The organism is Luteimonas panaciterrae, from assembly GCF_020511115.1.
In the GTDB taxonomy this organism is placed as follows: Bacteria; Pseudomonadota; Gammaproteobacteria; order Xanthomonadales; family Xanthomonadaceae; genus Luteimonas; species Luteimonas panaciterrae.
The window spans coordinates 24,168-44,888 of the sequence record NZ_JAJAVH010000021.1 but is presented as its reverse complement, the minus strand read 5'-3'; the positions used below and the strand labels follow the sequence as shown (position 1 = coordinate 44,888).

17 protein-coding genes are annotated in these 20,721 nt (G+C 67.3%); 3 read left to right on the top strand and 14 right to left on the bottom strand.

All coding sequences use genetic code 11. From position 1 onward, the window contains the following. The 5 genes from LG367_RS17585 to pilG form a co-directional block, all read right to left on the bottom strand. The coding region (locus LG367_RS17585; RefSeq protein WP_226470574.1) for an Hpt domain-containing protein at window positions 1-2,710 on the bottom strand (2,710 nt) is incomplete at its 3' end. A 92-nt stretch (window positions 2,711-2,802) separates the two neighbouring features. Beyond that, entirely contained in the window at window positions 2,803-4,824 is a 2,022-nt protein-coding gene (locus LG367_RS17580; protein WP_226470573.1) for a methyl-accepting chemotaxis protein, read from the bottom strand. 37 nt (window positions 4,825-4,861) lie between these two features. After that, window positions 4,862-5,416 (bottom strand): chemotaxis protein CheW, encoded by a 555-nt coding sequence (locus LG367_RS17575; protein ID WP_226470572.1) that lies wholly within the window; start codon window positions 5,414-5,416, stop codon window positions 4,862-4,864. 1 nt (window position 5,417) lies between these two features. After that, window positions 5,418-5,783: a response regulator gene (locus LG367_RS17570; RefSeq protein ID WP_226470571.1), complete on the bottom strand. Its 366-nt coding sequence runs from the start codon at window positions 5,781-5,783 to the stop codon at window positions 5,418-5,420. Window positions 5,784-5,802: 19 nt separating this feature from the next. Next, on the bottom strand, window positions 5,803-6,201 hold the full coding sequence (gene pilG / locus LG367_RS17565) for a twitching motility response regulator PilG (RefSeq protein ID WP_226470570.1): 399 nt from the start codon (window positions 6,199-6,201) through the stop codon (window positions 5,803-5,805). Between the two features lie 205 nt (window positions 6,202-6,406). Here pilG and gshB point away from each other — a divergent pair, with 205 nt between their 5' ends. Both gshB and LG367_RS17555 read left to right on the top strand, forming a co-directional pair. After that, entirely contained in the window at window positions 6,407-7,345 is a 939-nt protein-coding gene (gshB, locus tag LG367_RS17560; RefSeq protein WP_226470569.1) for a glutathione synthase, read from the top strand. 196 nt (window positions 7,346-7,541) lie between these two features. After that, window positions 7,542-8,417, top strand: coding sequence for a TonB family protein (locus LG367_RS17555; RefSeq protein ID WP_226470568.1), 876 nt, complete (start codon window positions 7,542-7,544; stop codon window positions 8,415-8,417). 67 nt (window positions 8,418-8,484) lie between these two features. Here the strand turns inward: LG367_RS17555 and LG367_RS17550 are convergent, their stop codons facing one another. The 8 genes from LG367_RS17550 to mrcB all read right to left on the bottom strand — a co-directional run bounded on the left by LG367_RS17550 (window position 8,485) and on the right by mrcB (window position 16,493). Then, window positions 8,485-8,754: a hypothetical protein gene (locus LG367_RS17550; RefSeq protein WP_226470567.1), complete on the bottom strand. Its 270-nt coding sequence runs from the start codon at window positions 8,752-8,754 to the stop codon at window positions 8,485-8,487. Continuing rightward, window positions 8,751-8,981 (bottom strand): hypothetical protein, encoded by a 231-nt coding sequence (locus LG367_RS17545; protein ID WP_226470566.1) that lies wholly within the window; start codon window positions 8,979-8,981, stop codon window positions 8,751-8,753. The genes LG367_RS17550 and LG367_RS17545 overlap by 4 nt, the downstream gene beginning before the upstream one ends. A gap of 64 nt (window positions 8,982-9,045) precedes the next feature. After that, window positions 9,046-9,726 (bottom strand): class I SAM-dependent methyltransferase, encoded by a 681-nt coding sequence (locus tag LG367_RS17540; protein WP_226470565.1) that lies wholly within the window; start codon window positions 9,724-9,726, stop codon window positions 9,046-9,048. 165 nt (window positions 9,727-9,891) lie between these two features. Further along, window positions 9,892-10,518: a signal peptidase I gene (gene lepB, locus LG367_RS17535; RefSeq protein ID WP_226470564.1), complete on the bottom strand. Its 627-nt coding sequence runs from the start codon at window positions 10,516-10,518 to the stop codon at window positions 9,892-9,894. 59 nt (window positions 10,519-10,577) lie between these two features. Continuing rightward, complete coding sequence (tsaB, locus tag LG367_RS17530; protein WP_226470563.1) at window positions 10,578-11,294, bottom strand: tRNA (adenosine(37)-N6)-threonylcarbamoyltransferase complex dimerization subunit type 1 TsaB; 717 nt, start codon at window positions 11,292-11,294, stop codon at window positions 10,578-10,580. A gap of 112 nt (window positions 11,295-11,406) precedes the next feature. Continuing rightward, window positions 11,407-13,383: a DNA repair helicase YoaA gene (yoaA, locus tag LG367_RS17525; protein ID WP_226470562.1), complete on the bottom strand. Its 1,977-nt coding sequence runs from the start codon at window positions 13,381-13,383 to the stop codon at window positions 11,407-11,409. Then, on the bottom strand, window positions 13,367-13,897 hold the full coding sequence (locus LG367_RS17520) for a hypothetical protein (RefSeq protein WP_226470561.1): 531 nt from the start codon (window positions 13,895-13,897) through the stop codon (window positions 13,367-13,369). Before LG367_RS17520 ends, yoaA begins: the two co-directional genes overlap by 17 nt. 157 nt (window positions 13,898-14,054) lie before the next feature. After that, window positions 14,055-16,493 carry a penicillin-binding protein 1B gene (gene mrcB / locus LG367_RS17515; protein WP_226470560.1) on the bottom strand — a complete coding sequence of 813 codons (2,439 nt, stop codon included), beginning with the start codon at window positions 16,491-16,493 and terminating at the stop codon, window positions 14,055-14,057. 231 nt (window positions 16,494-16,724) lie between these two features. Here mrcB and LG367_RS17510 point away from each other — a divergent pair, with 231 nt between their 5' ends. After that, complete coding sequence (locus tag LG367_RS17510) at window positions 16,725-18,845, top strand: glycosyltransferase (protein WP_226470559.1); 2,121 nt, start codon at window positions 16,725-16,727, stop codon at window positions 18,843-18,845. A gap of 142 nt (window positions 18,846-18,987) precedes the next feature. On the opposite strand, the gene LG367_RS17505 is transcribed toward LG367_RS17510, so the two are convergent. Further along, window positions 18,988-20,508, bottom strand: coding sequence for a hypothetical protein (locus LG367_RS17505; RefSeq protein WP_226470558.1), 1,521 nt, complete (start codon window positions 20,506-20,508; stop codon window positions 18,988-18,990). Window positions 20,509-20,721 lie beyond the last annotated feature (213 nt).

Genomic DNA, 20,721 nt, shown 5'->3' with positions numbered 1-20,721 from the left:
CGGCTTCGAGACGTTCGGCTTCGAGACGTTCGGCTTCGAGACGTTCGGCTTCGAGACGCTCGGCTTCGAGACGGCTTTCCTCTTGCCTCCGCACCTCGTCCAGCAGAATCGCTTCCGCCGCCGCGGTCGCCACCGCGGTTTCGTCCACGGTGACCGCTGATGCGGGACCGCCGTTCAGCAGGCTCTCGCTGTCGTCGAGTTGGACGATTTCGACTTCGTCCTCGAAACTCGCGAACGTGCCGATGGTCGACGTGGTCACTTCCGGCAGGCTGTCGCGCAAGGCCGCGAGGCGTGTCGCCACGGCATCGCAGGTCGGGACGTGCGGCGAGGAAGCATGCAGGCCGGTGACGGTCGCGCGGATCAGCGCGGCCAGTTCGGTCATGGCCTCGACGCCTTCGCCGCTCGCGTCCTGCTTGGCCGCGAGCATGCGCCGTACCCAGGCTTCGGCCGGACCGAGCGCTTCGTTGATCACCGGTACTTCGGCCATCGCGAAAGCGCCGTTCATCGTGTGCACGGCACGCAGCAGCGCATCGCTGGCGGGCGTGGGCGCGCTGCGCGCTTGCGCCAGCCAGGCGTCGACGGTCACCAGATGGCCGGCCACTTCGGCGTCGAGGATTTCGAGCAGCAGGGCATCCACCGATGCGGGGACGCGTTTTTGCTCCACGACCGGAGGCGGGGCCGGAATCGGCGGCGCCGGTTCGTCCGGGACCGGCGACTCCTCTTCGACGAGGCTCGCCGCGGCGGCCGCTGTTGCGACCTCGACTGTTGCCGGGGCGACAGCGGGAGCAACGACGGCGGGCGCGAGAACTTCCTCGCCTTCGGCGACGCGATCGGCGAGCGCTTGCAGACTGGCTAGATCGGCGGTGATGGGACCGTCGCCACGCAGTGCGGCGTGCAACTGCGGCAGCGTCTCGAACGCGCGATCGACGACGGCCACCACGGCCGGCGTCGGGCTGCGCGCGCCATCGAGCACGCGGTTGAGCAGGCTTTCGATCTTCCAGCTGAACTCGCCGAGCGTGCGCGCGCCGACGAGACGTCCGCTGCCCTTGAGCGTGTGGAAGACGCGCCGGATCGGGCGCAGGCGGTCGAGATCTTCCGGTTGCTCGCGCCAGGCGGGCAGCAGGGTTTCGAGATTGGTGGTTTCCTCCGCGAATTCCTCCAGGAAGACTTCGCGGATTTCGTCGTCGATGTCGTCGCCGGCATCCTCGAAACCGCTGGTCGTCGCGGAAACAGCAGGAATGGCAGCGGCGGGAATCTCGACGGGCACCAGCACCGGTGCTTCGGCGACGGCTTCGTGAATCGCGGCGACCGACGTCTTCTCGACTTCGGCGGGAGCTTCGACGAACGCTGCGGAAACGACTTCGCCTTCCGTCGCTTCCACTTCCACGACTTCGGCCACCGGTTCCTCGTCGACCTCGGGAACGGAGACCACGATCGGCTGGATTTCCGGAATCACATCGGGGATCGGCCAATAGCCCAGGGCTTCCAGGCTGTTCTGCGCGACGTCGAGGATCTCGTCGCGATTGGAGCGATTCTCGCGCAGCGCCTCGGCGTAGTACTCCAGGCTGGTCAGCGTATCGGCCACGGTGTCGAGCTGGCGGCCGTTGGGAATGCGCTTGCGTCCGAGCAGTTCGGTCTCGGTGTACACACGCATGCCGTCGAGGTAGGCGGCCGGCTGCGGCAGGTCGAGCATGGTCATCGCGCCGGCCACTTCGGTGAGCAGGCGCGGCACTTCGCTGAGCTGGTGATGATCCCAGCCGGTTTCGACGAAGGCGACGAAGGCCTGGCGCGCATCGGCGAAGTTGACGGCCGCCTCGCGCGAGACGGTTTCGACCACCTTGCGCGATTCGTTGCCGATCCTGCCTTGCTGGCTGATGTCGACATCGCTATCGGACAGCCGCGCGACCTGTTCGTCGAGCGTGGCGTCGACGTAGAGCAAGGCACCGGCGACGTCGAGCAAGGTGCCTTCGTCGGCGGGCTGTTGCCCGTTGGCGATCGCATGCACGGTGTCGCGCTGCTGCTGGACGATGCCGCGCGCGACGCCGAGGCCGAGCATCCCCAGGGTGTCGGCGACGCGATCGAGTGTTTCCGCCTGCGCCTTCAGACCGGAAACGTCGTCGCCGTGGCTGCGCACGTGCAGGTCGAGCACGTCCTTGACCCGCAGCAGTTCTTCCTTCACCGCCGCCGCGACGGTTTCCAGCAGCGTGCGGTTGCGGCCGCGCAGGCTGCCTTCCGCGTGTCCGATTTCGATCTCGCTCGGGACCTGCGTCGGCTCCGAGGCGAACAGGACGGTTTCGCTCAAGCCCGTCTCGCCGCGCGCGGCGCGCAGCTCGTTGAGCAGCGGCAGCAGCACGATCGGGATGTCGCGATGGCCGCTCTGCAGGCGTTCCAGATAGTCCGGCAACAGCAGCGCGCCGCGCATCAGCGCGGTGCTGCCGGCATCGCGATCGGTGACTTCACCGTTCTGCAGCGCCTGCGCCAGGCGCTCCATCTCCTCGGCCACCATCGCCGGCGCGTACAGTTCGAGCATGCGCAGCGTGCCTTGCACCTGATGCATGTGCTCGACGCATTGGCGCATGTGCTCGCTGTCGGCGGGATCTTCCGCGAAGCTCTCGATCTCCGCGCGCGCCTGACGCAGCGTCTCGTCGAGCTCGGGCTTCACCCAACCCAGCGTGGTGTAGTCGATCGCGGAGCGCAACGCGGCCGTCATCGCGTGCCCTCCAGACACGTCGGCGTGTTGCTGCGGCGGGCGGTGGTCCCGGTCATATCGATACGCGTCTCAAATCCACTCGGGTGGTCCGCTCAGGCCGGCAGCTTGAAGTCGGCGACCGAACGGCGCAGGTCGGCGGCGAGCTGCGCCAGGTTGCCGATCGACTCGGCGGTCTGGTTGGCACCCTGCGAGGTTTGCGCGGTGATCGACTGGATCGTGTTCATGGTGGCGGTGATGTTCGACGCTGCCGCGGATTGCTGCTGTGAAGCCGTCGAGATGCCCTCGATGAGCGTGGCCAGATTTGTGGAGACGTTCTCGATTTCGCCCAGCGCGGTACCGGCGTCCTCGGCCAGGCGCGCACCGGCGACCACTTCCGAGGTGGTCTGTTCCATCGAACTCACGGCTTCGTTGGTGTCGGACTGAATCGCCTGCACCAGCGTTTCGATTCGCTTGGTGGCGTTGGAGGCGCGTTCGGCGAGGCGCTGCACTTCGTCGGCCACGACCGCGAAGCCGCGTCCCGCTTCACCCGCCGAGGCGGCCTGGATGGCCGCGTTCAACGCCAGGATGTTGGTCTGTTCGGAGATGTCGTTGATCAGTTCCACGATCTGGCCGATTTCCTGCGACGACTCGCCCAGGCGTTTGATGCGCTTGGAGGTTTCCTGGATCTGGTCGCGGATCGAGTCCATGCCGGCGATGGTTTCGCGCACCACGCCCGCGCCCTTGGTGGCGATCTGCACCGAGCGCTGCGCCACGCTGGCCGACTCGGTGGAGTGCTTCGATACCTGGCTGATACTGGCCGCGATTTCGTTGATGCGGTCGGTGGCGGAGGAGATTTCCTGCGCCTGATGCTCGGCGGCCTCGGCCAGATGCATGGCGGTGGCCTGCGTTTCCTGCGCGCTGGAGGCCACCTGCACCGAGGTGTCGTTGATGGTGGTCACCAGGCCGCGCAGGTTCTCCACGGCGAAGTTGATCGAGTCGGCGATCGCGCCGGTCATGTCCTCGGTCACCGTCGCCTTGACCGTGAGATCGTTCTCGGCGAGCGCGCCGATCTCGTCCAGCAGGCGCATGATCGCCTCCTGGTTGCGGTTGTTGAGTTCCATCGTGGTTTCGTAGCGCTCGCGCTGGGCGGCGCCGAGGCTGATCACCAGCAGCACGATCGATGCCAGCACCACCAGGCCCGAGAGGATGCTGATCCAGATGTTGCCGAGGATGCTGGTGTCGCGCATCGAACCGAAGGCGGTGAAGGCGCGGAACAGGTCGACACTGTCGGAGAGCAGCTTGTCGGAACCACTGGTCAGTGTGGCGGCGGAGGATTGCGCGCTGAACAGGTTCTTGGAGCTGGACAGGATCGAGTCCAGGTCGCGCTTCATCTGCGTCCACTGCGTCGTCGCCTGATCGAGCGCGGCGATGGCGGCGCGGTTGCTGAGCGGCTGCACGTTCATCGCCTGGTCGCCGGACTTCAGGCCGGTGAGCACCTGCTGGAACACGTTCACTTCGTTCGCCAGCGCCTGTCCGGCCACGGCCGCGCCGGGACCGCCGGCACGCACTTCGGTCACGCGCCGCGAGAGGTTGCCCGCCAGCACGTTCTGGCGCAGGGCGATGTAGATCTGCGAGGCCGGCGAGCCGCTGGAGGACATCGCGCGCACCACTTCGTCGAGCTGAGCTTGCAACTGCGGCACCGCCTTGGTGAAGCGGTCGGCATTGCCGGCCAGGGCGAGCACGGCCGATTCGCTGGCGATCACCTGCTGCGCGCTCTTGTCCAGCGGCGCCCAAGTGTCGGTGACGGCGCGGATCGGGCCGCTCAGCCCGGTGGTTTCGCCGTAGCTGCTGTTCAGCTGCTGGATGTCGGTGTCGATCTGCGCCTTGGTGGCCTTGAACGCCTTGAAGGCCTCGGCGTTGCCCTCGACCGCCTCGCGGCCCTGGTTGGCCAGCTTCTGCGAATTCACCTGCAGGTTCGAGGCCGCCGTGCTGGCGCCGCCGAGCCGGGCCGCCTTCCAGAAGGCGTATCCGATGTTGACGCTGAAGATCACCAGCGCGACCACCAGCACGATCAGCCAGAAGTTGCTGTTCAGGAACCGGCGTTTGCCGGTGTCGCGACCCATCATTGTGCTCATGTTGCGATCCCCTAAACCTTCAATTACGTCGCGCCGCTCATACCGCGGCTTGTCTGAATTCCGGCGTGCGGGCCAGCTTTTCCAAGCTGAAAACCCCCCACGCGTGGTCGGCCAGCTGATAAGCCCGGCCAATGAAATTTGCATACCGGCCGACCGCCAGCGGGCTGTCGGACAGCACCTCCGCCGGCATCGTCTGCTCCTCGAGGAAGCTGCGCTGGCCGTATAGCTCGTCGATGGTAACCGCCACGTCGCCACCGGGCTGACGCACCAGCAGGATGCGCTGGTCCTCGTGCAGCACGGTGCGTTCGCCTTCCAGGAACTGTTTCAGGTCGACCACCGGCAGCAGATTGCCGCGCACGTTGGCCACGCCCAGCATCCATCCCTGCGCACCCGGCACGGGCGTGACCTGCGGCATCGGCAGGATCTCGATCACCTCGTCGAACTCCGATGCCAGCCGCCGCTTGCCGACGCGATAGCCGACACCGCGCCACAGGCCGGGCGCGTCGAGCTGTTCGGGAAGACCGACGACGTGCGCGAGGCTCTTGCGCTCGTACTCGGCCAGGATCTCGAACGGATCGCGCGCGTCGGTCATCTCAGGCCCCGAGCACAGCGTTGATGCGGCTGATCATGTCGCTTTCCACCGGCGGCTTGACGATGTAGTCCTTCGCGCCCTGGCGCAGGCCCCAGGCGCGATCGGTCTCCATGCCCTTGGTGCTGACGATCAGCACCGGGATCGCGCGGGTGGCGTCGTCGCGGGCCAGCGCACGGGTGGCCTGGAAGCCGTTCATGCCCGGCAGGACGACATCCATCAGCACCAGATCGGGCCGCTCGCGCCGGCACACCTCGATGCCGGCCTCGGCGGTGGCCGCGGCCAGCACTTGGTGGCCGTTGCGTTCGAGCAGCGACGTGAGCACTGCCGTGTCGGTCGGCGAGTCCTCGATCAACAGGATACGTGCCATTGGGATGCCTGCCCCCCGGTCAGGCGTTGACATGCTTGTGGATCGCGTCGAGGAGCTCCTCGCGCGTGAACGGCTTGGTGACGTACTGCTCGGAGCCGACGATGCGGCCGCGCGCCTTGTCGAACAGCCCGTCCTTGGAGGAGAGCATGATCACGGGCGTCTGCTTGAACAGCTGGTTGTTCTTGATCAGCGCGCAGGTCTGGTAACCGTCCAGCCGCGGCATCATGATGCCGACGAAGATGATCTGGGGGCGTTGGTCGACGATCTTGGCGAGCGCTTCGAAGCCGTCGGTGGCGGTGACCACGTCCGCGCCTTCCCGTCTGAGCAGTGTCTCGGCGGTGCGGCGGATGGTTTTCGAATCGTCGATCACCATCACGCGCAGCCCGTCAAGGCTGCCAGCGCGTGTTTCTTCATGCATCATCGTCATTCCCCTAGCGCGACGCTTCATGCCTGCCGGCGTCGCTGCAAATCGCCTTATATCCCAGTGAAATGGCGCACTGTCAAGCACTCGATCGCAGCCCGGGCTGTGATTGGAACGCAGTCCGCACTTAACGCCGTCAAGCACGCCACCGCATGCCGAGACGCCTGATAACATTTGTCACAATCTGCCGTGGAAGGTATGCATGTCTCTCGACGTCATCGTCGTGATGGACCCGATCGGATCCATCAAAATCGCCAAGGATTCGACCTTCGCCATGCTGCTGGAAGCGCAGCGCCGCGGCCACCGCCTGCACTACGTGCTGCCCGGCGGGCTGTCGATGCGCGGCGGCGAGGCCGTGGCGATGCTGGCGCCGCTCAGCGTGCGTGACGACCCCGCCGGCTGGTACGAACTCGGCGGCGCGGCCGCGCGCGCGTTCGGGCCGGGCGACGTGGTGCTGATGCGCAAGGACCCGCCGGTCGACGCCGACTACATCCACGACACCCAGGTGCTCGGCTTCGCCCAGCGCGCCGGCGCCCAGGTCGTCAACGATCCGCAGGGCCTGCGCGACATCAACGAGAAGCTGGGCGCGCTGGAATTCCCGCAGTGCTGTCCGCCGACCCTGGTCAGCCGCGACAAAGCGGCGCTGAAGGCCTTCGTCGCCGAGCATGGCGATGCCGTGCTGAAGCCGCTCGACGGCATGGGCGGACGCTCGATCTTCCGCGCCCGGGCCGGCGAGTCCAATCTCAACGTCATCCTGGAAACACTCACCGAAGGCGGTCGCCATCTGGCGATGGCGCAGCGCTACCTGCCGGAGATCAAGGACGGCGACAAGCGCATCCTGCTGGTCGACGGCGTGCCGGTCGACTACTGCCTGGCGCGCATCCCGCAGGGCGACGAATTCCGCGGCAACCTCGCCGCCGGCGGGCGCGGCGAAGGCCGGCCGCTGTCCGAGCGCGATCGCTGGATCGCCGCCCAGGTCGGCCCCGAGATGAAACGGCGCGGCATGCGCTTCGTCGGTCTCGACGTGATCGGCGACTACCTCACCGAGGTCAACGTCACCAGCCCGACCTGCATCCGCGAACTGGATGCGCAGTTCGGCATCAACATCGCCGGATTGCTGTTCGACGCGATCGAAGGCTGAGGCGCCTTGCTTTGGACGCCCGGCCAGACCCGGGCGGCATCGCTGCGACACGCCGCGCATGGTCGACGCGACTTGTTGGCGCTCGCCAACGTGCTTGTTAACGCGCTCGTTAAAACGAGACCGCCTGCCAAGGACGACAACATGACACTCACGCATCGGATCACCGGCGCGCGAGGAATGACAGAATGGACGACTCATGGCCACCCCCGCCCCACTCCCCGGCAACATCGGCGACAACCAGCGCCTCAGCGCGACCCTGGTGCTGTCGGTGGCGCTGCATGCATTGCTGATCCTGGGCGTGGGCTTCTCGCTGGAGAAGGCCGCGCCGGTGATGCCGACGCTGGATGTGATCCTCACCCAGACGCAAAGCCCGCTGACCAAGAAGCAGGCCGACTTCCTCGCCCAGGCCAACAACCAGGGCGGCGGCGAGCACGACAAGACCTCGCGCCCGCGCGACGACCAGACCGGCGTGGTGCCGCAGGTCGAGGATGGCGTCGCGCCGAAACCGCTGGAAGCGCAATCGCCCTCGCCGCGGCCGCCGCCCGAAGCGCGCGTGATCAGCAGTATGAGTTCGCAGCAGCGCATGCCGGCACCCGATGCGCGCCAGCAAGCCGACGAATCGGCGTTGCCGCCGGGTCCGGAGAAGATCGAACGCGACCTGGCGATGGCACGGCTCGCCGCGGAGATCCATTTGCGCTCGGAGCGTTACGCCAAGCGTCCGAAGCGCAAGTTCGTCTCCGCCAGCACGCAGGAGTACGCCTGGGCCGCCTACCTGCGGGCCTGGGTGGATCGCGTGGAACGCGTCGGCAATCTCAACTATCCCGACGAGGCGCGGCGACGCAAGTTGTCCGGCACGCTGGTCATCAGCGTGGCGATTCGTCAGGACGGTTCGATCGAACGCGCCGACGTCATCCAGAGCAGCGGCATCAAGCTGCTCGACGCCGCGGCGCTGCGCATCGCCAGGCTGGCCGAGCCCTACCCGCCATTGCCCAAGACCGAGGAAAACGTCGACGTGCTGCACGTCACCCGCACCTGGAACTTCCTGCCGGGCGGGACGTTGCTCGACGACTAGGGCGGCTAGCACGATCGGTCGTCCAGGCCACCTCGCCTGTCCAGGCGAGAAGCCAATGCCGGAAAGCCTAGTACTTGTGGATGATGATCAGCGACACGCGCAAGTTGTACACATCCAGAAGTTTCCGCAGGCGCATCTCGACTTGCGTCAGGTCCCTCAGATGCTGAGCCGCGTACAGCGAATACGTGGGTTTGTCGGTCGGATGCGCGCCTTGCGAGCGCCCGACGCTCACCTCCGACGACTGGCAGGCCTGGGCCCATAACGCCCTGAGCGGTATCGGCCCGATGCTTTGCCCCTGTCCCAGCGTGAACTTGAACATGGGAATCTGATGTTTCATGGCGCCCCCGCCTTGCGGTGCGGGTTGATGGTCGATCGCATCGGCGCCGCGGCGGGATCATCACTGGGTTCCAGCTTCTTCAATACCTGGGTGACGCCAAGTACCTCGATGCGACCGCCCGCATTGCGGAAAGTCTCGAGGTCGCGCTCGATCCGCTCGCTGGTCAGTTGCTTGGGATCGGTTTCCTTGCGCTGGAATGTCTTGGCTGAGGAGCCCTTGCGGATCATGGAGCCTCCGGTTCTATGAAATGGAACATCACGCATGCGGCGGATCGGCGATTGTTTCGTCGGTTCATTGCACGGTATCCGGCGACTGTGTCGCGCCGCGCTCGTATCGCAACAATCGGCCGCGGTATGGCGGCGAATCCTCGTCATCCATCGGGCATTGCTGTTCCTGAAGCGAAAACCCCTGTGCCTGCAACAAACGGGAAAGGCTTCCACTGTTGCCACGCCCGGGATCGGTGAGCATCACGCAGGCATGCTCGTGCGCGTGGCGATCGATGACGCCACTCAGAAGTTCGGCATGACCACGCTCGTAAAGAATGTCGCTGCCGATGATGAGATCGAACTTGCCCAGCGTCGGCAGCGGGACGTTCCAGCGCAGTTGCCGGTAATGCACGGCCGGCAACGCGTTCAACGCGGCGTTGTAGGCGAGGAAGGATTCCGCCAGGGGATGGATGTCGGTCGCGACGACGTTCGCGCCGCGTCCCTGCAACACCAGGCTGGCCAGGCCGATGCCGCAGCCGATTTCGAGAATGCGCTCGTTCGTGATGTCCAGGCGATGCATCGCTTGGGCCAGCAGGCGTCCGGAAGGCCATATCTGCCCGAACAGACTCCATTGCGCATCCGAAATGCCCAGCCGCTCGCCGTGGCCGTCGGGATCCGAGAACTGTTGAAGGTCGCTGAGCACCCTCAGCTGCCAGACATCACCGCCGATCGTCAGTGAGAGCTTGCGGGTCGAGTAGCCTGGCAACGAGTGCTCCCATACAGAGTCCACCCCGATGTGGGGAGGTGACGCGTAAAAGGGAGCGAAGCGGACGACGGGGAAGTCGGGCGGGACGCGCGAATGAAGCTATGGCAGCCATCCTACACCACGCCCGTGATGGCGGCTGAATGGCCTTTTGAAAGCGTCAAACCGCTACAACCGCTTCCAAACCAGCCCTTCGCCACGCCGGTAGTACACGCCGACCGCCCTGGCATACAAAGCATGGCTGGGCACCAGGCCGAAGAAACGGCCATCCGCGCTGTTGCCGCGATGATCGCCGAGCACCAGCACCTGACCTTGCGGAATGCGCAGGGACGCGATGTCGGGCCCGCCGCCGGCATCCAGATTCAATGCGGCCACATGTTCGGGAAAGCGCTCGATGTCCTCGGCCCCCGGTTCGGCCAAGGCCTTGCCGTTGATCCGCAGATGGCCGTCACGCAGCATCACCTCATCGCCGCCCACCGCCACCACGCGCTTGATCAGACGCGTGCCATCCCGAGGCGATTTGAAGATCACTACCTCGCCGCGTCGCGGCTCGGCGCGCGGCACGACCACCACATCGGTGAAAGGCACCCGCACTCCATAGGCGGTCATGTCGACCACGACACGATCGCCGGGCATCAGCGTGTCTTCCATCGATCCGCTCGGCGCCTGGTAGTGGTTCGCGAACGAGGTGCGCGCCACCGTCAGCAGCACCAGCATCACCACCCACGAACGCGCTTCGGTCCTGAGCCAACGGCGCAGCCGCTGACCCTTGCCGGGTTTCTCCATCTGCGTCATGCGAATTCCCCGATCCGTTTGGTCAAGCCTGAGACTGCGGCGACCCGGATTGGTTCCGCTCAGCGCGAGGCGCGCAAGGCCTGCTGCTGTTCCAGCGTGAGCGCGACCTGGTTGCGCAGATAGGCGGGCTCCAGGCGCTCGGGCGGCAGCGCCTCGCCGCGGGCGAAGGCGATCGCACCCAACCGTGCGACATCCGCCGCATGCGGCAGCGCGGCAGCGTCCACGCTCGCGAGTCTGGCGTGCAGGCGTGTTTCCAGCGCACGTTCGGCCGCGGCGAAACCCGTGCCCACGCCCCGCCATTGCATGCCCTGCAATTGCATGCCGTCATCCGGCAGTTCCACAACGCCCGGCGCAGAAACGGTCTCCGCCGACAGGGCCCGCAAGTCCTCGCCCTCGCGCGCGAAAGCGGCCGAATACACCTCGCCCATGCGGGCATCGATCGCGGCGAGGATGTGTGGCGCATCTTCGCCGGCACGCATCGCCAGCGCCGCCAGCGTCGACACGGGCACGACCGGACGATCGAGCGCCAACGCGATCCCCTGCGCCAACGCCACGGCCAGACGCACACCGGTGAACGCCCCCGGCCCGCGACCGACGGCGATGGCATCGAGTTGCGATTTCGCGATGCCGGCCTCGTCGAGCAAGGCTTCCGCCCAGGGCAGCGACAACTCCGCATGCCGGCGTGGCGCGATCTCGAAACGCTCACGCACCGCGCCGTCGATCCAGAGCGCGACGGAGCAGGCTTCGGTGGCGGTTTCGAACGCGAGGAGGTGCATGGAGGGTCGAGAGCAAGGAATCGGAGGAAGATTAACCGCTTTTTCTCGTCATTCCCGCGCGGAGAGAATGACGATGTCCATTGGCGACACGCAACCGGGCGGATTCCCCGCATCACTCATTGACGGGCTCGGCGAAGAACGCTTCGACATCCCGCACGTCCCGCGTCCTCGGAAACGGCGGCAACGAATCCAGGAACAGCTTCCCGTAACTCTTGCCGAGCAGACGCGGATCGCACAACACCAGCACGCCGCGATCGGTTTCGGTGCGGATCAGGCGGCCGACGCCCTGCTTCAGCGCGATCACCGCCTGCGGCAATTGCTCGTCGCGGAACGGATTGCCGCCGCGATTGCGGATCGCGTCCAGGCGCGCCTCGAACACTGGATCGTCCGGCGCGGCGAAGGGCAGTTTGTCGATCACCACCACGCTGAGGGCGGCGCCGGCGACATCCACGCCCTCGCGGAAACTGGCCGCGCCCAGCAGCACGCCATTGCCCGATTCGCGGAAGCGCTGCAGCAGCACGTGACGCGGCGCCTCGCCTTGCACGAACAACGGCCATGGCCCGTCGCGCAGATGTTCGGCGGCCTCGCGCAAGGCGCGATGCGAGGCGAACAGCACGAAGGCGCGGCCTTGCGAGGCGCGCAGCACCGGCAGCAAGGCATCGGCGATCGCGGCGGTGTAGTCGCGGGAATTCGGTTCCGGCAGGCGCGGCGGGAGGTAACACAAGGCTTGGCGCTGCCAATCGAACGGGCTCGGCGCGAGCAATGTCTGCGGTTCGAGCAAACCCAGGCGCGTGGCGACGTGATCGAAATGGCCGTCGACCGCGAGCGTCGCCGAGGTGAACACCCAGGCCGCGCGCGAGCTTTCGCGATGCGCGCGCAACGGCGCGGAGACATCGAGCGGTGTGCGTTGCAGACGGAAACCACGCGGCGACAATTCGTACCAGCGCACGTCGTCGTCGGCGACTTCGAGGTCTTCCTCGAATTCGCGCCGGATGCGCCAGCGCGTCAGGCGTCCGAGCTGGTCCTGCGCTCGCACGTGGCAGGCCTCGAATCCGGGCGCGGCATCGCGCAATGGAGCAATCGCTTCGGCGAAACGGGTCAGCGCCTGCGCCAGTTCGTTCAATCCCTCTTCCACGCCGGGCGCTTCCAGCGCGCGCCATTGCGTGCCGCGCGTCGGCAGCGTGTCCATGGCCGCGCGCAAGGCGCGTGCGGCGTTTTCGAGATCGCGCGCGGGCTGCTGCACGATGGCGAGCGCGCCTTCGACCTCCTTGCATTCGCCCAGAGCATCGCGACCGAGTTCGACCAGCGGCCGCGCCGACAACCCTTCGCCGAAGAATTGCGCGGCCAGATCCGGCAGCTGATGCGCCTCATCGACGACAAAAGCTTCCGCGCCCGGCAGGATTTCGCCGAAGCCTTCCTGCTTGAGCGCCAGATCGGCCAGCAGCAGGTGATGATTGACCACCACCACGTCGGCGCTCTGCGCGCGTGCCCGCGCCTGCACGACGAAGCATTCGCCGTAGAACGGGCATTCGCTGCCGAGGCAGTTCTCGACCGTGGAGGTCACCATCGATTGCAGCGGCGAATCCTCAGGCAGCGCATCGATCTCGGCCAGATCGCCGAGGCGCGTGCGGCCGCTCCAAGCGACGATGCGCTGGAACTGCGCGATTTGTTCGCGTGACGAAAAACGCGGCTCGCCCTTGGCGCGTTCGAGCCGGTATTTGCACAGATAGTTCGCGCGCCCTTTCAGCAGCGCGGTTTTCAATCCGACGCCGAGCGCATCGCGCACGCGCGGCAGATCGCGGTGGTAGAGCTGATCCTGCAGTGCGCGCGTGCCGGTGGAAATGATCGTCTTCGCCCCCGACAGCAAAGCGGGAACGAGATAGGCGAAGGTCTTGCCGGTGCCGGTACCCGCTTCGGCCAGCAGCACGTCGCGCTGCGTGAACGCATCGGCGACGGCCGCGGAGAGCTGCTGCTGCGCCGCGCGCGGCGCGAAGCCCGGAATCTGCACTGCGAGCACGCCACCCTCGGCCAACGCGGCGCGGCTGCGTTCGGAGAGCGATCCGGGGGAATCTTCAGAACCTGTCGACACCGGGAACCTTGCAGGCAGCCAACTGCTTGTTGGCCTCGGCCGCGCCGGCGCCATCACGGGCAATGTAACGCATGGCGCGGATGGTGGCCCAATGGCGGCGGCACAACGGGCCGACCTTGGAACCGAGTTCGAATGCACGCCGCGCCAGCGCTTCGGCGTTGCCGTAATCCTTGAGCAACACCGCCGCTTCGGCGCGTTCCTGCAGCAGCGCGGGATCGTCCGCGACGATCGCCAGCGCCTGGTCGAGCGCCTTGGCCTCGTCCGCGTACTGCTTCTGCGCTTCCAGGCGCTGCGCCGTCTCGCGCAGGTCCTCCACCTGCGAATCACGCAAGGGCTGCACGGCGAGTTCACTGTCGCCGCTGCCGGCGGTATTGCGGATGGTCGCGACCATGCGTTCGGGCGAAGCTTCAGCCGAAGCCGACTGCGGTGGCGACGGAGGTGTCGTCGTGCAGGCGGCGAGGCAGAACGGAACCAACAACAACGCGCGGGGGATACGGGGGAATGGAATCGACATCAAATACCTCAACACAGACTTCGAGTGGTTCAGCGGTTGCGCTCCGATCCTGCGATCCGGAACGCGGCATTCCCCCTGCCCCTTTTCTTACCTTCAACGATGGAAACAACCCGCGAAGAGCACACTCAACTTGGAGCATGCTTAACCAGGAGCAAGCTCAACGCGGTTCCTGCTGCGCCGGCTGCGGCGCCTGCGGTGGCGGCTGTTCCTGCGGCTGCGCCGGCTTGTTGCCCTTGAACAATCGGCTCCACCAACCGCCGCCGCTCTCGGCCTGCGCCGCCTGCTCCGGCTCGCCAAACGGCGCGGCCGGCTCCGCATAAGGACAAGGCTCGTACGGCGGCGCGTAACCGGCGGCGAACGGAAAGCGGCGTGCGCCCGGACAGCCGGCATCGGTGCTGTTCGACTGCGCCACCCACTGCCAGTCCAATCCCTTGGCGCCGAACTGCAGTGGCGCACTCGGCAGGCGCGTGAACAATCCCGACCACACCCGCATCGCGCCGGTGGCGCCATACAGGCCGGTCATTTCGTTCTGGTCGTTGCCGACCCACACCACCGCCAGATGATCGCCGGTCCAGCCGGCATACCAGCTGTCGCGGCCGTCGTTGCTGGTACCGGTCTTGCCGGCGGAATTGAGGCGGCCGAGACCGTCGTTGAGCAACTGCCGCGCCGTGCCGGAGGTGACGGTGTGCTGCAGGGCCGTGGTGATCAGGCGCACCGCGATCGAGTCGCCCGCCTGCGCCGGCTTCGGCGGCTTGTCGTAGCGCTTGACCGTCTTGCCCTGCGAGTCGAGCACGCCGCGCACCAGATGCAGCGGCTGGATCTCGCCACCCGAGGCGAGGAACTGGTACAGCTGCGCCATCGCATACGGGCTCTGGTCGACCGCGCCGAGAATCAGCGAAGGATTGCTCGGCGCATCGATCCCGGCCAGCGTGTGGATCAAGTCGGCGACCACCGCCGGCTTCACCTGCATGCCCACGCGCACCGTGGCCTGGTTGTAGGACTGCGCCAGCGCATCGATCAAACGCACGGTGCCGTGGCTGCGGCCGTCGGAGTTGCCGGGCGTCCAGCGCTTGCCGTTGTCGAGCGTCACCGTAACCGGCGAATCGTCCACCCACGTCGCCAGCGACCAGCGATCCGGCAGCGCCAGCGCCCGCAGGTACACGAACGGCTTGAGCAGCGAACCGACCGGACGCTGCGCCTCGATCGCGCGATTGAATCCGGGTTGCGCGAAGTCGCGGCTGCCGACCACCGCGACGACGTCGCCGTTGTGCACGTCGGTGACCACCACGCCGGCCTGCAGCGGCGGGCGGCGCTTGTTCTCCAGCGATTTCAGCGTGCGCGCCACCGCGCCTTCGGCATAGGCCTGCGCCGAAGGCGACATCGCCGTCATCACCGACAAACCCGCGCCCTGCAAGGCATCGGCGGGGTAATCGCGGATCAGCTGGCGCCGCACCAGATCCACATAGGCCGGGAAGCGATTGGCCGCCAGACTGCCCGGCGCGTGGCTGATGTTGAGCGGCATCTTCAGCGCGCGATCGTATTCCGGCTGCTGGATGAGGTTGGTTTCCAGCATCTCGCCGAGCACGAAGTTGCGGCGCTGCAGCGCGTTGTCCGGATTGCGGCGCGGGTCGTAGGCGGACGGCCCTTTCACCATCGCGATCAGCAGCGCGATCTGCTCGGTGCTCAGGTCCTGCAGATCACGGCCGAACCAGAATTCGGAACCCGCTGCGACACCGCGGATCGCCTGCTTGCCGCGCTGGCCGAGATACACCTGGTTGAGATAGGCCTCCAGGATGGTGCGCTTGTCGTAGCGCATCTCGATCAGCAGCGCGTAGAGGATTTCGTTGAACTTGCGGGCAGCCGTCTGTTCGCGGCCGATGCCGAGCAGGCCGCTGCGCGCGAGCTGCTGGGTCAGCGTGCTGGCGCCCTGCTTGTTCTTGCCGCCCGAGCGCACGGTGACGAACACCGCGCGCATCATGCCGCTGAGATCGATGCCGTGGTGATGGGCGAAATCGCGATCCTCCACCGCCTGCAATCCGGTCACCAGCAATTCCGGCACGTCCTCGATGCGCACGAGGCGGCGCTCTTCCTGGCTCTGGCCGTAGAGCGTGGCGATGCGGGCGGGATCCAGCCGCACCGCTTTCAGCGCACGCCGGCTACGGGCATCGCGCAGACCCGCGACGCTGCCGCCGGAGAGCGTCAGCTCGATGCGGCTCGGCCCCACTTCACGATCGACATCGCGGAAGCCACGGCTGGTGATCGTCCAGCGCGCGCCCTCCTGCGTGTAGGTGCCGGCTCCCGTGCCACCGTCGCTGCGATAGGACGCCGCGTCGAGTTCGGTCTTCAACGTGCGCGCGTCCAGGGCCACGCCCGGCGCGAGCAGCAACGGGCGACCGTACACGCGCGTCGGAATCTGCCACTGCAACTGGCCGAAGCGCTTGGTGACCTGATGGTTGAGATAGATCGTGTACGGAATGAGGAAGCCGAGGCCCAGACCGATCGCGGCCAACCCCCAGGTCAGTACGCGGCGCCGCCAGTCCGGGGCCTGATCGCGATCCTCGTCGTATTCGTCTTCGTCGTAGTCGATGCGGGCCACGGTTGGCGGTATGGGTAGGGAACTGGAGCGGATGATGCCTGCACGCGGTATGCGCGCGGCGGCTGAGTCTAGCGCAGACGGCACCACGCACCGGCGCGCCTCGCGGCCGAGGCCCGGATTTCAGGCTTCTGGCGCCACTTTCCATAACCGGGCGTTCAGGGATGAGGCCGGTGTAACGGGCGTATCCGTTAAGCTCATGCGGTCCCCCCGAGTCGTTGGAGTCGCGCTGGAATGTCGTTTTCACTGGTCGATGTGCGCTTCCTGTTCGATCGCGCCACCGGCCTCTTCCATCGCGGCTGGCTCAGCCTGCGCACACGCGGCTGGCGCGGCACCTGGGAACGCCTGCACGCGCAGTTCCAGCGCGTGCCGGCGGCGCGGCGACCATCGCTCTACTTCCCCGCGACCGATCCCGCCTCCGGCGGCCTGCCAGCGCCGACCGCGCTCGCCACCAGCACCGAACCTCGCGTCAGCATCGTCATCCCCGTCTACGGGCAACTCGCGCACACGCTGACCTGCCTGCGCGCGCTGGCCGAACATCCGCCGCGGATGCCGTTCGAGGTGATCGTGGTCGACGACGCCTCGCCCGACCAGAGCGCGGAAGTGTTGCCGCGCATCGCCGGACTGCACTACCACCGCCGCGCCGAGAACGGCGGCTTCGTGGCGGCCTGCAACGATGGTGCCAGCCTCGCACTGGGCGAATACCTGGTCTTCCTCAACAACGACACCGTGCCGCAGCCCGGTTGGCTGGAAGCGCTGCTGCGTACCTTCGACGAGATTCCAGGCGTCGGACTGGTCGGCGCGCAATTGCTGTATCCGGATGGCCGTCTGCAGGAAGCCGGCGGCGTGGTGTTCTCCGACGGCAGCGGCTGGAACTACGGGCGCTTCGGCGCGCCGGGTGATTCGCGCTATGGCTATCTGCGCGATGCCGACTACGTCAGCGGCGCGGCGATCGCGATCCCGCGCGCGCTGTTCGCGCAGCTCGGCGGTTTCGACACGCGTTACGCGCCGGCCTACTACGAGGACACCGATCTCGCCTTCGCCGTGCGCGCGGCTGGCCTGCGCGTGCTGTACCAGCCGGCCGCGCGCGTGGTTCACGCCGAAGGCGCCACCGCCGGCACCGATACCGGCAGCGGGATCAAGGCCTATCAGGTGCGCAATCGCGAGCAGTTCGTCGCGCGCCGCCACGACATGCTGTCCGCGCAGTTGCCCGCGGGCACCATACCGGCGCCGGCGCTGCTGCATCGCAAGCAGAAGCAGATACTCATCATCGATGCGCTGACGCCAACGCCGGATCGCGATTCCGGATCGCTGCGCCTGCTCAACCTGATGCGGCTGCTGATCGAGGAAGGCGCGCACGTCGTCTTCCTGCCCGCCAACCGCAGCTACGCCGGCAGCTATACCGAAGCCCTGCAGCATCTGGGCGTGGAAACCTGGTACGCGCCCTATGCCAAGCGCGCGCCGGCCTGGCTGCGCGAGCATGGATCGCGGTTCGACAGCGTCATCGTCTGCCGCCACTACGTGGCGCGCGAATTCCTACCGCTGCTGCGCGAGCATGCGCCGCAGGCGCGAGTCGTGTTCGACACCGTCGATCTGCACTATCTGCGCGAACGGCGTGCCGCCGAGATCGCCGGCGACAAGAAGCTGCTGTATGCCGCCGAACGCACGCGGAATCTCGAACTGGACGTAATCGCGCGCAGCGACATCACCCTGGTCGTCAGCGCGGCCGAACGCGAACTGCTCGCCCGCGACGCACCGCAGGCCCGCGTGGAGCTGCTGTCGAACCTGCACCGCATCGCCGGCGCCGGGCTGCCGTTCTCGCAGCGGCAGGATCTGGTCTTCGTCGGCGGTTTCCGCCATCCGCCCAATGTCGATGCGGTGCGCTGGTTCGTCGAAGCGGTGTTCCCGCATGTCCGCCAGTCGCTGCCGCAAGTACGGCTGCATTGCATTGGCGATGACGTTCCGCCGGAAATACAGGCGCTCAGCGCGCACGAGGGTGTCCTCGTGCATGGACATGTCGCCAACATCACGCCGTACATGGACGGCGCCCGCATCGCGATCGCGCCGCTGCGTTTCGGCGCCGGCGTCAAGGGCAAGATCAATCTCAGCATGGCGCATGGTCAGCCGGTGGTGGCGACGTCGTGCGCGGTGGAAGGCATGCATCTGCAGGATGGCCTCGACGTATTGGTCGCCGATGCGCCGGAAGCATTCGCCCGGGCGGTGGTGCAGCTCTACAGCGACGAAACCCTGTGGATGGAGTTGAGCATCCATGGACTGGAGAACGTCGCGCGCCACTTCTCGCTGGATGCGGCGCGGGAGACGGTGCGGCGGGTGTTTTTCAACACATCGCCTTGAGCCCCTCGCTCGTCATTCCCGCGCAGGCGGGAATCCATGGACTTTGCTCTCGGCTCTATCGCTACGGCACGAACGTCCTTGGATTCCCGCCTGCGCGGGAATGACGAGCAAGAGCGACGGACACCTATCGCCTAGTCCGCGCTCATTTCCCCGCCGACGCGGCCTTCACCCGCCCCTCGAACTCCGCGATCCCCGGCGTCGCCGGATCCAGCCTGCGCGCCGACGCCAGCGCCGCGGATGCCGCCTGCACCTCACCCGCGCCCAGGCGCTCGTCGCCCACCGCCAGCCAACGCTGCGCCAGACGGCGCCGCGCCTGCGCCAGCGACGCGGTCTCGCCCTCGGCGATCGCGCGCGCGTCCAGGCAGCCACCCGCGCGTGCGAGGTTGTTGCCGCGCAATTCCTCTTCGAAACAGCGCTTCGCGGTTGGCAGCAGCCGCGCCGAGGCGCGCTTCACGGCCGGATCGTCCGGCGCCAGCGCACGCGCCGCGCGCAGCTTGTCGAAGGCGCTGTCGCCGGGCGGCGTGAGCAGGTCCCCGCGCGATTCGGCAGCGGCGGCGGCTTCAAGCAGCGTCTTCACGCGCGCCGCCCGCTCGCGCGGCGAGAGATCGCTGCCCAGGCGCGCATGCGACTGTCGCGCGCGGTCGATGTGGCGCTCGACCTCCGCCAACTCTCCCAGGCGCGGCGACAGGGTGCGCGCCTCGTCCAGCAGACGATTGGCATCCGCGAAACGGAAATCGCTGGCGGCCGCTTCCGCGCGCTGCGCCAGGGCTTTCGCCACCTGCGCCAGCCCCGCCTCGGCTTCCGTCTTCAATCCGGCATCGGCGAGCATGCGGTAGGCATCCGCGGCGCGCTCCAGGCGGCCACCGCGCAGGTCATTGCCGGCGCGGCGTCGCACGTTGTCCAGTTCCTCGTTCAGTCGCGCCTCGGTGTCGGGCAGATCGACGTGGCCCGGATCGTATTCGCGTGCGAGCGCGATCGCGGCCACCGCCTCGGCGAGATTGCCCTCGCGCAGCTGCGCCCGTGTCTGCTGCAATAGCGTGCCGAGCGCGTCCTCGCGTCCTTCCAGCGCGGTCTTGTTCTCCGGCTGCAATGCCAGCACGCGCTTGTAGAGCGGCAGCGCCGCGTCGTCGCCCTCGATCAAGCGGCCAGCGGCGGCCGCGGCGTTCGCGCGCGCCAGCAGCGACGGCAGGCCGGCATGCGCGGCCTCGCGCTCGCGCAACGCGCGCTCGACCGGGAGGATGTCCGCTCGCGGCGCCGACAACTCACGCGCCAGCTTCAGCGTCGCATGCGCTTCGGCGAAGCGGTTCTTCGCGCCCAGCGCGCGCGCCTGCGCCACCGCGGCGACGGCCACCCGCGACAATCCCAGCCTGGCCTCGTTGCGATCCGGATCGATCGCCAGCGCGGCCTCGTAGAGTTCGCGCGCGCCGCTGCCGTCCTCGGCGGTCAGTTTCCCCTCGCGCAAGGCCTGCGCCGCCTGCGCGCGCAAGGCCTGCGCCCGCGGCTCCGGCCACAGCCGGTCGGCCAACGGCTGACGGAACACCAGCGCCAGCCCCAGCAGGAGGACTACAGCGGTCCCGCCCCACCACAACCAGCGCACCGGCTTCTCCGCCTCGGCGATGCGGCGCGGCAGTGCGCGGAAATCGAGATCGCCGAGTCGTCCCATCCTGGGCTCGGAACGGCCGTCCCCCCTGCTCCCGTCACCGGCCGCGTGCGGGATGTCCTGCGTTGGCGTCTTGCTGTCGCGGCTCACCCGCGCAGCATAAGAGAAGGGGCGTTGGAATCCAGTGCAGCGCGGGACGTGGGTTCAGGCGGGCCCGTTCGTCTCCTCCCATTCGTGAGGATTCAGATGCCCGACGTCGCCTGCCCGCGGCGTCGA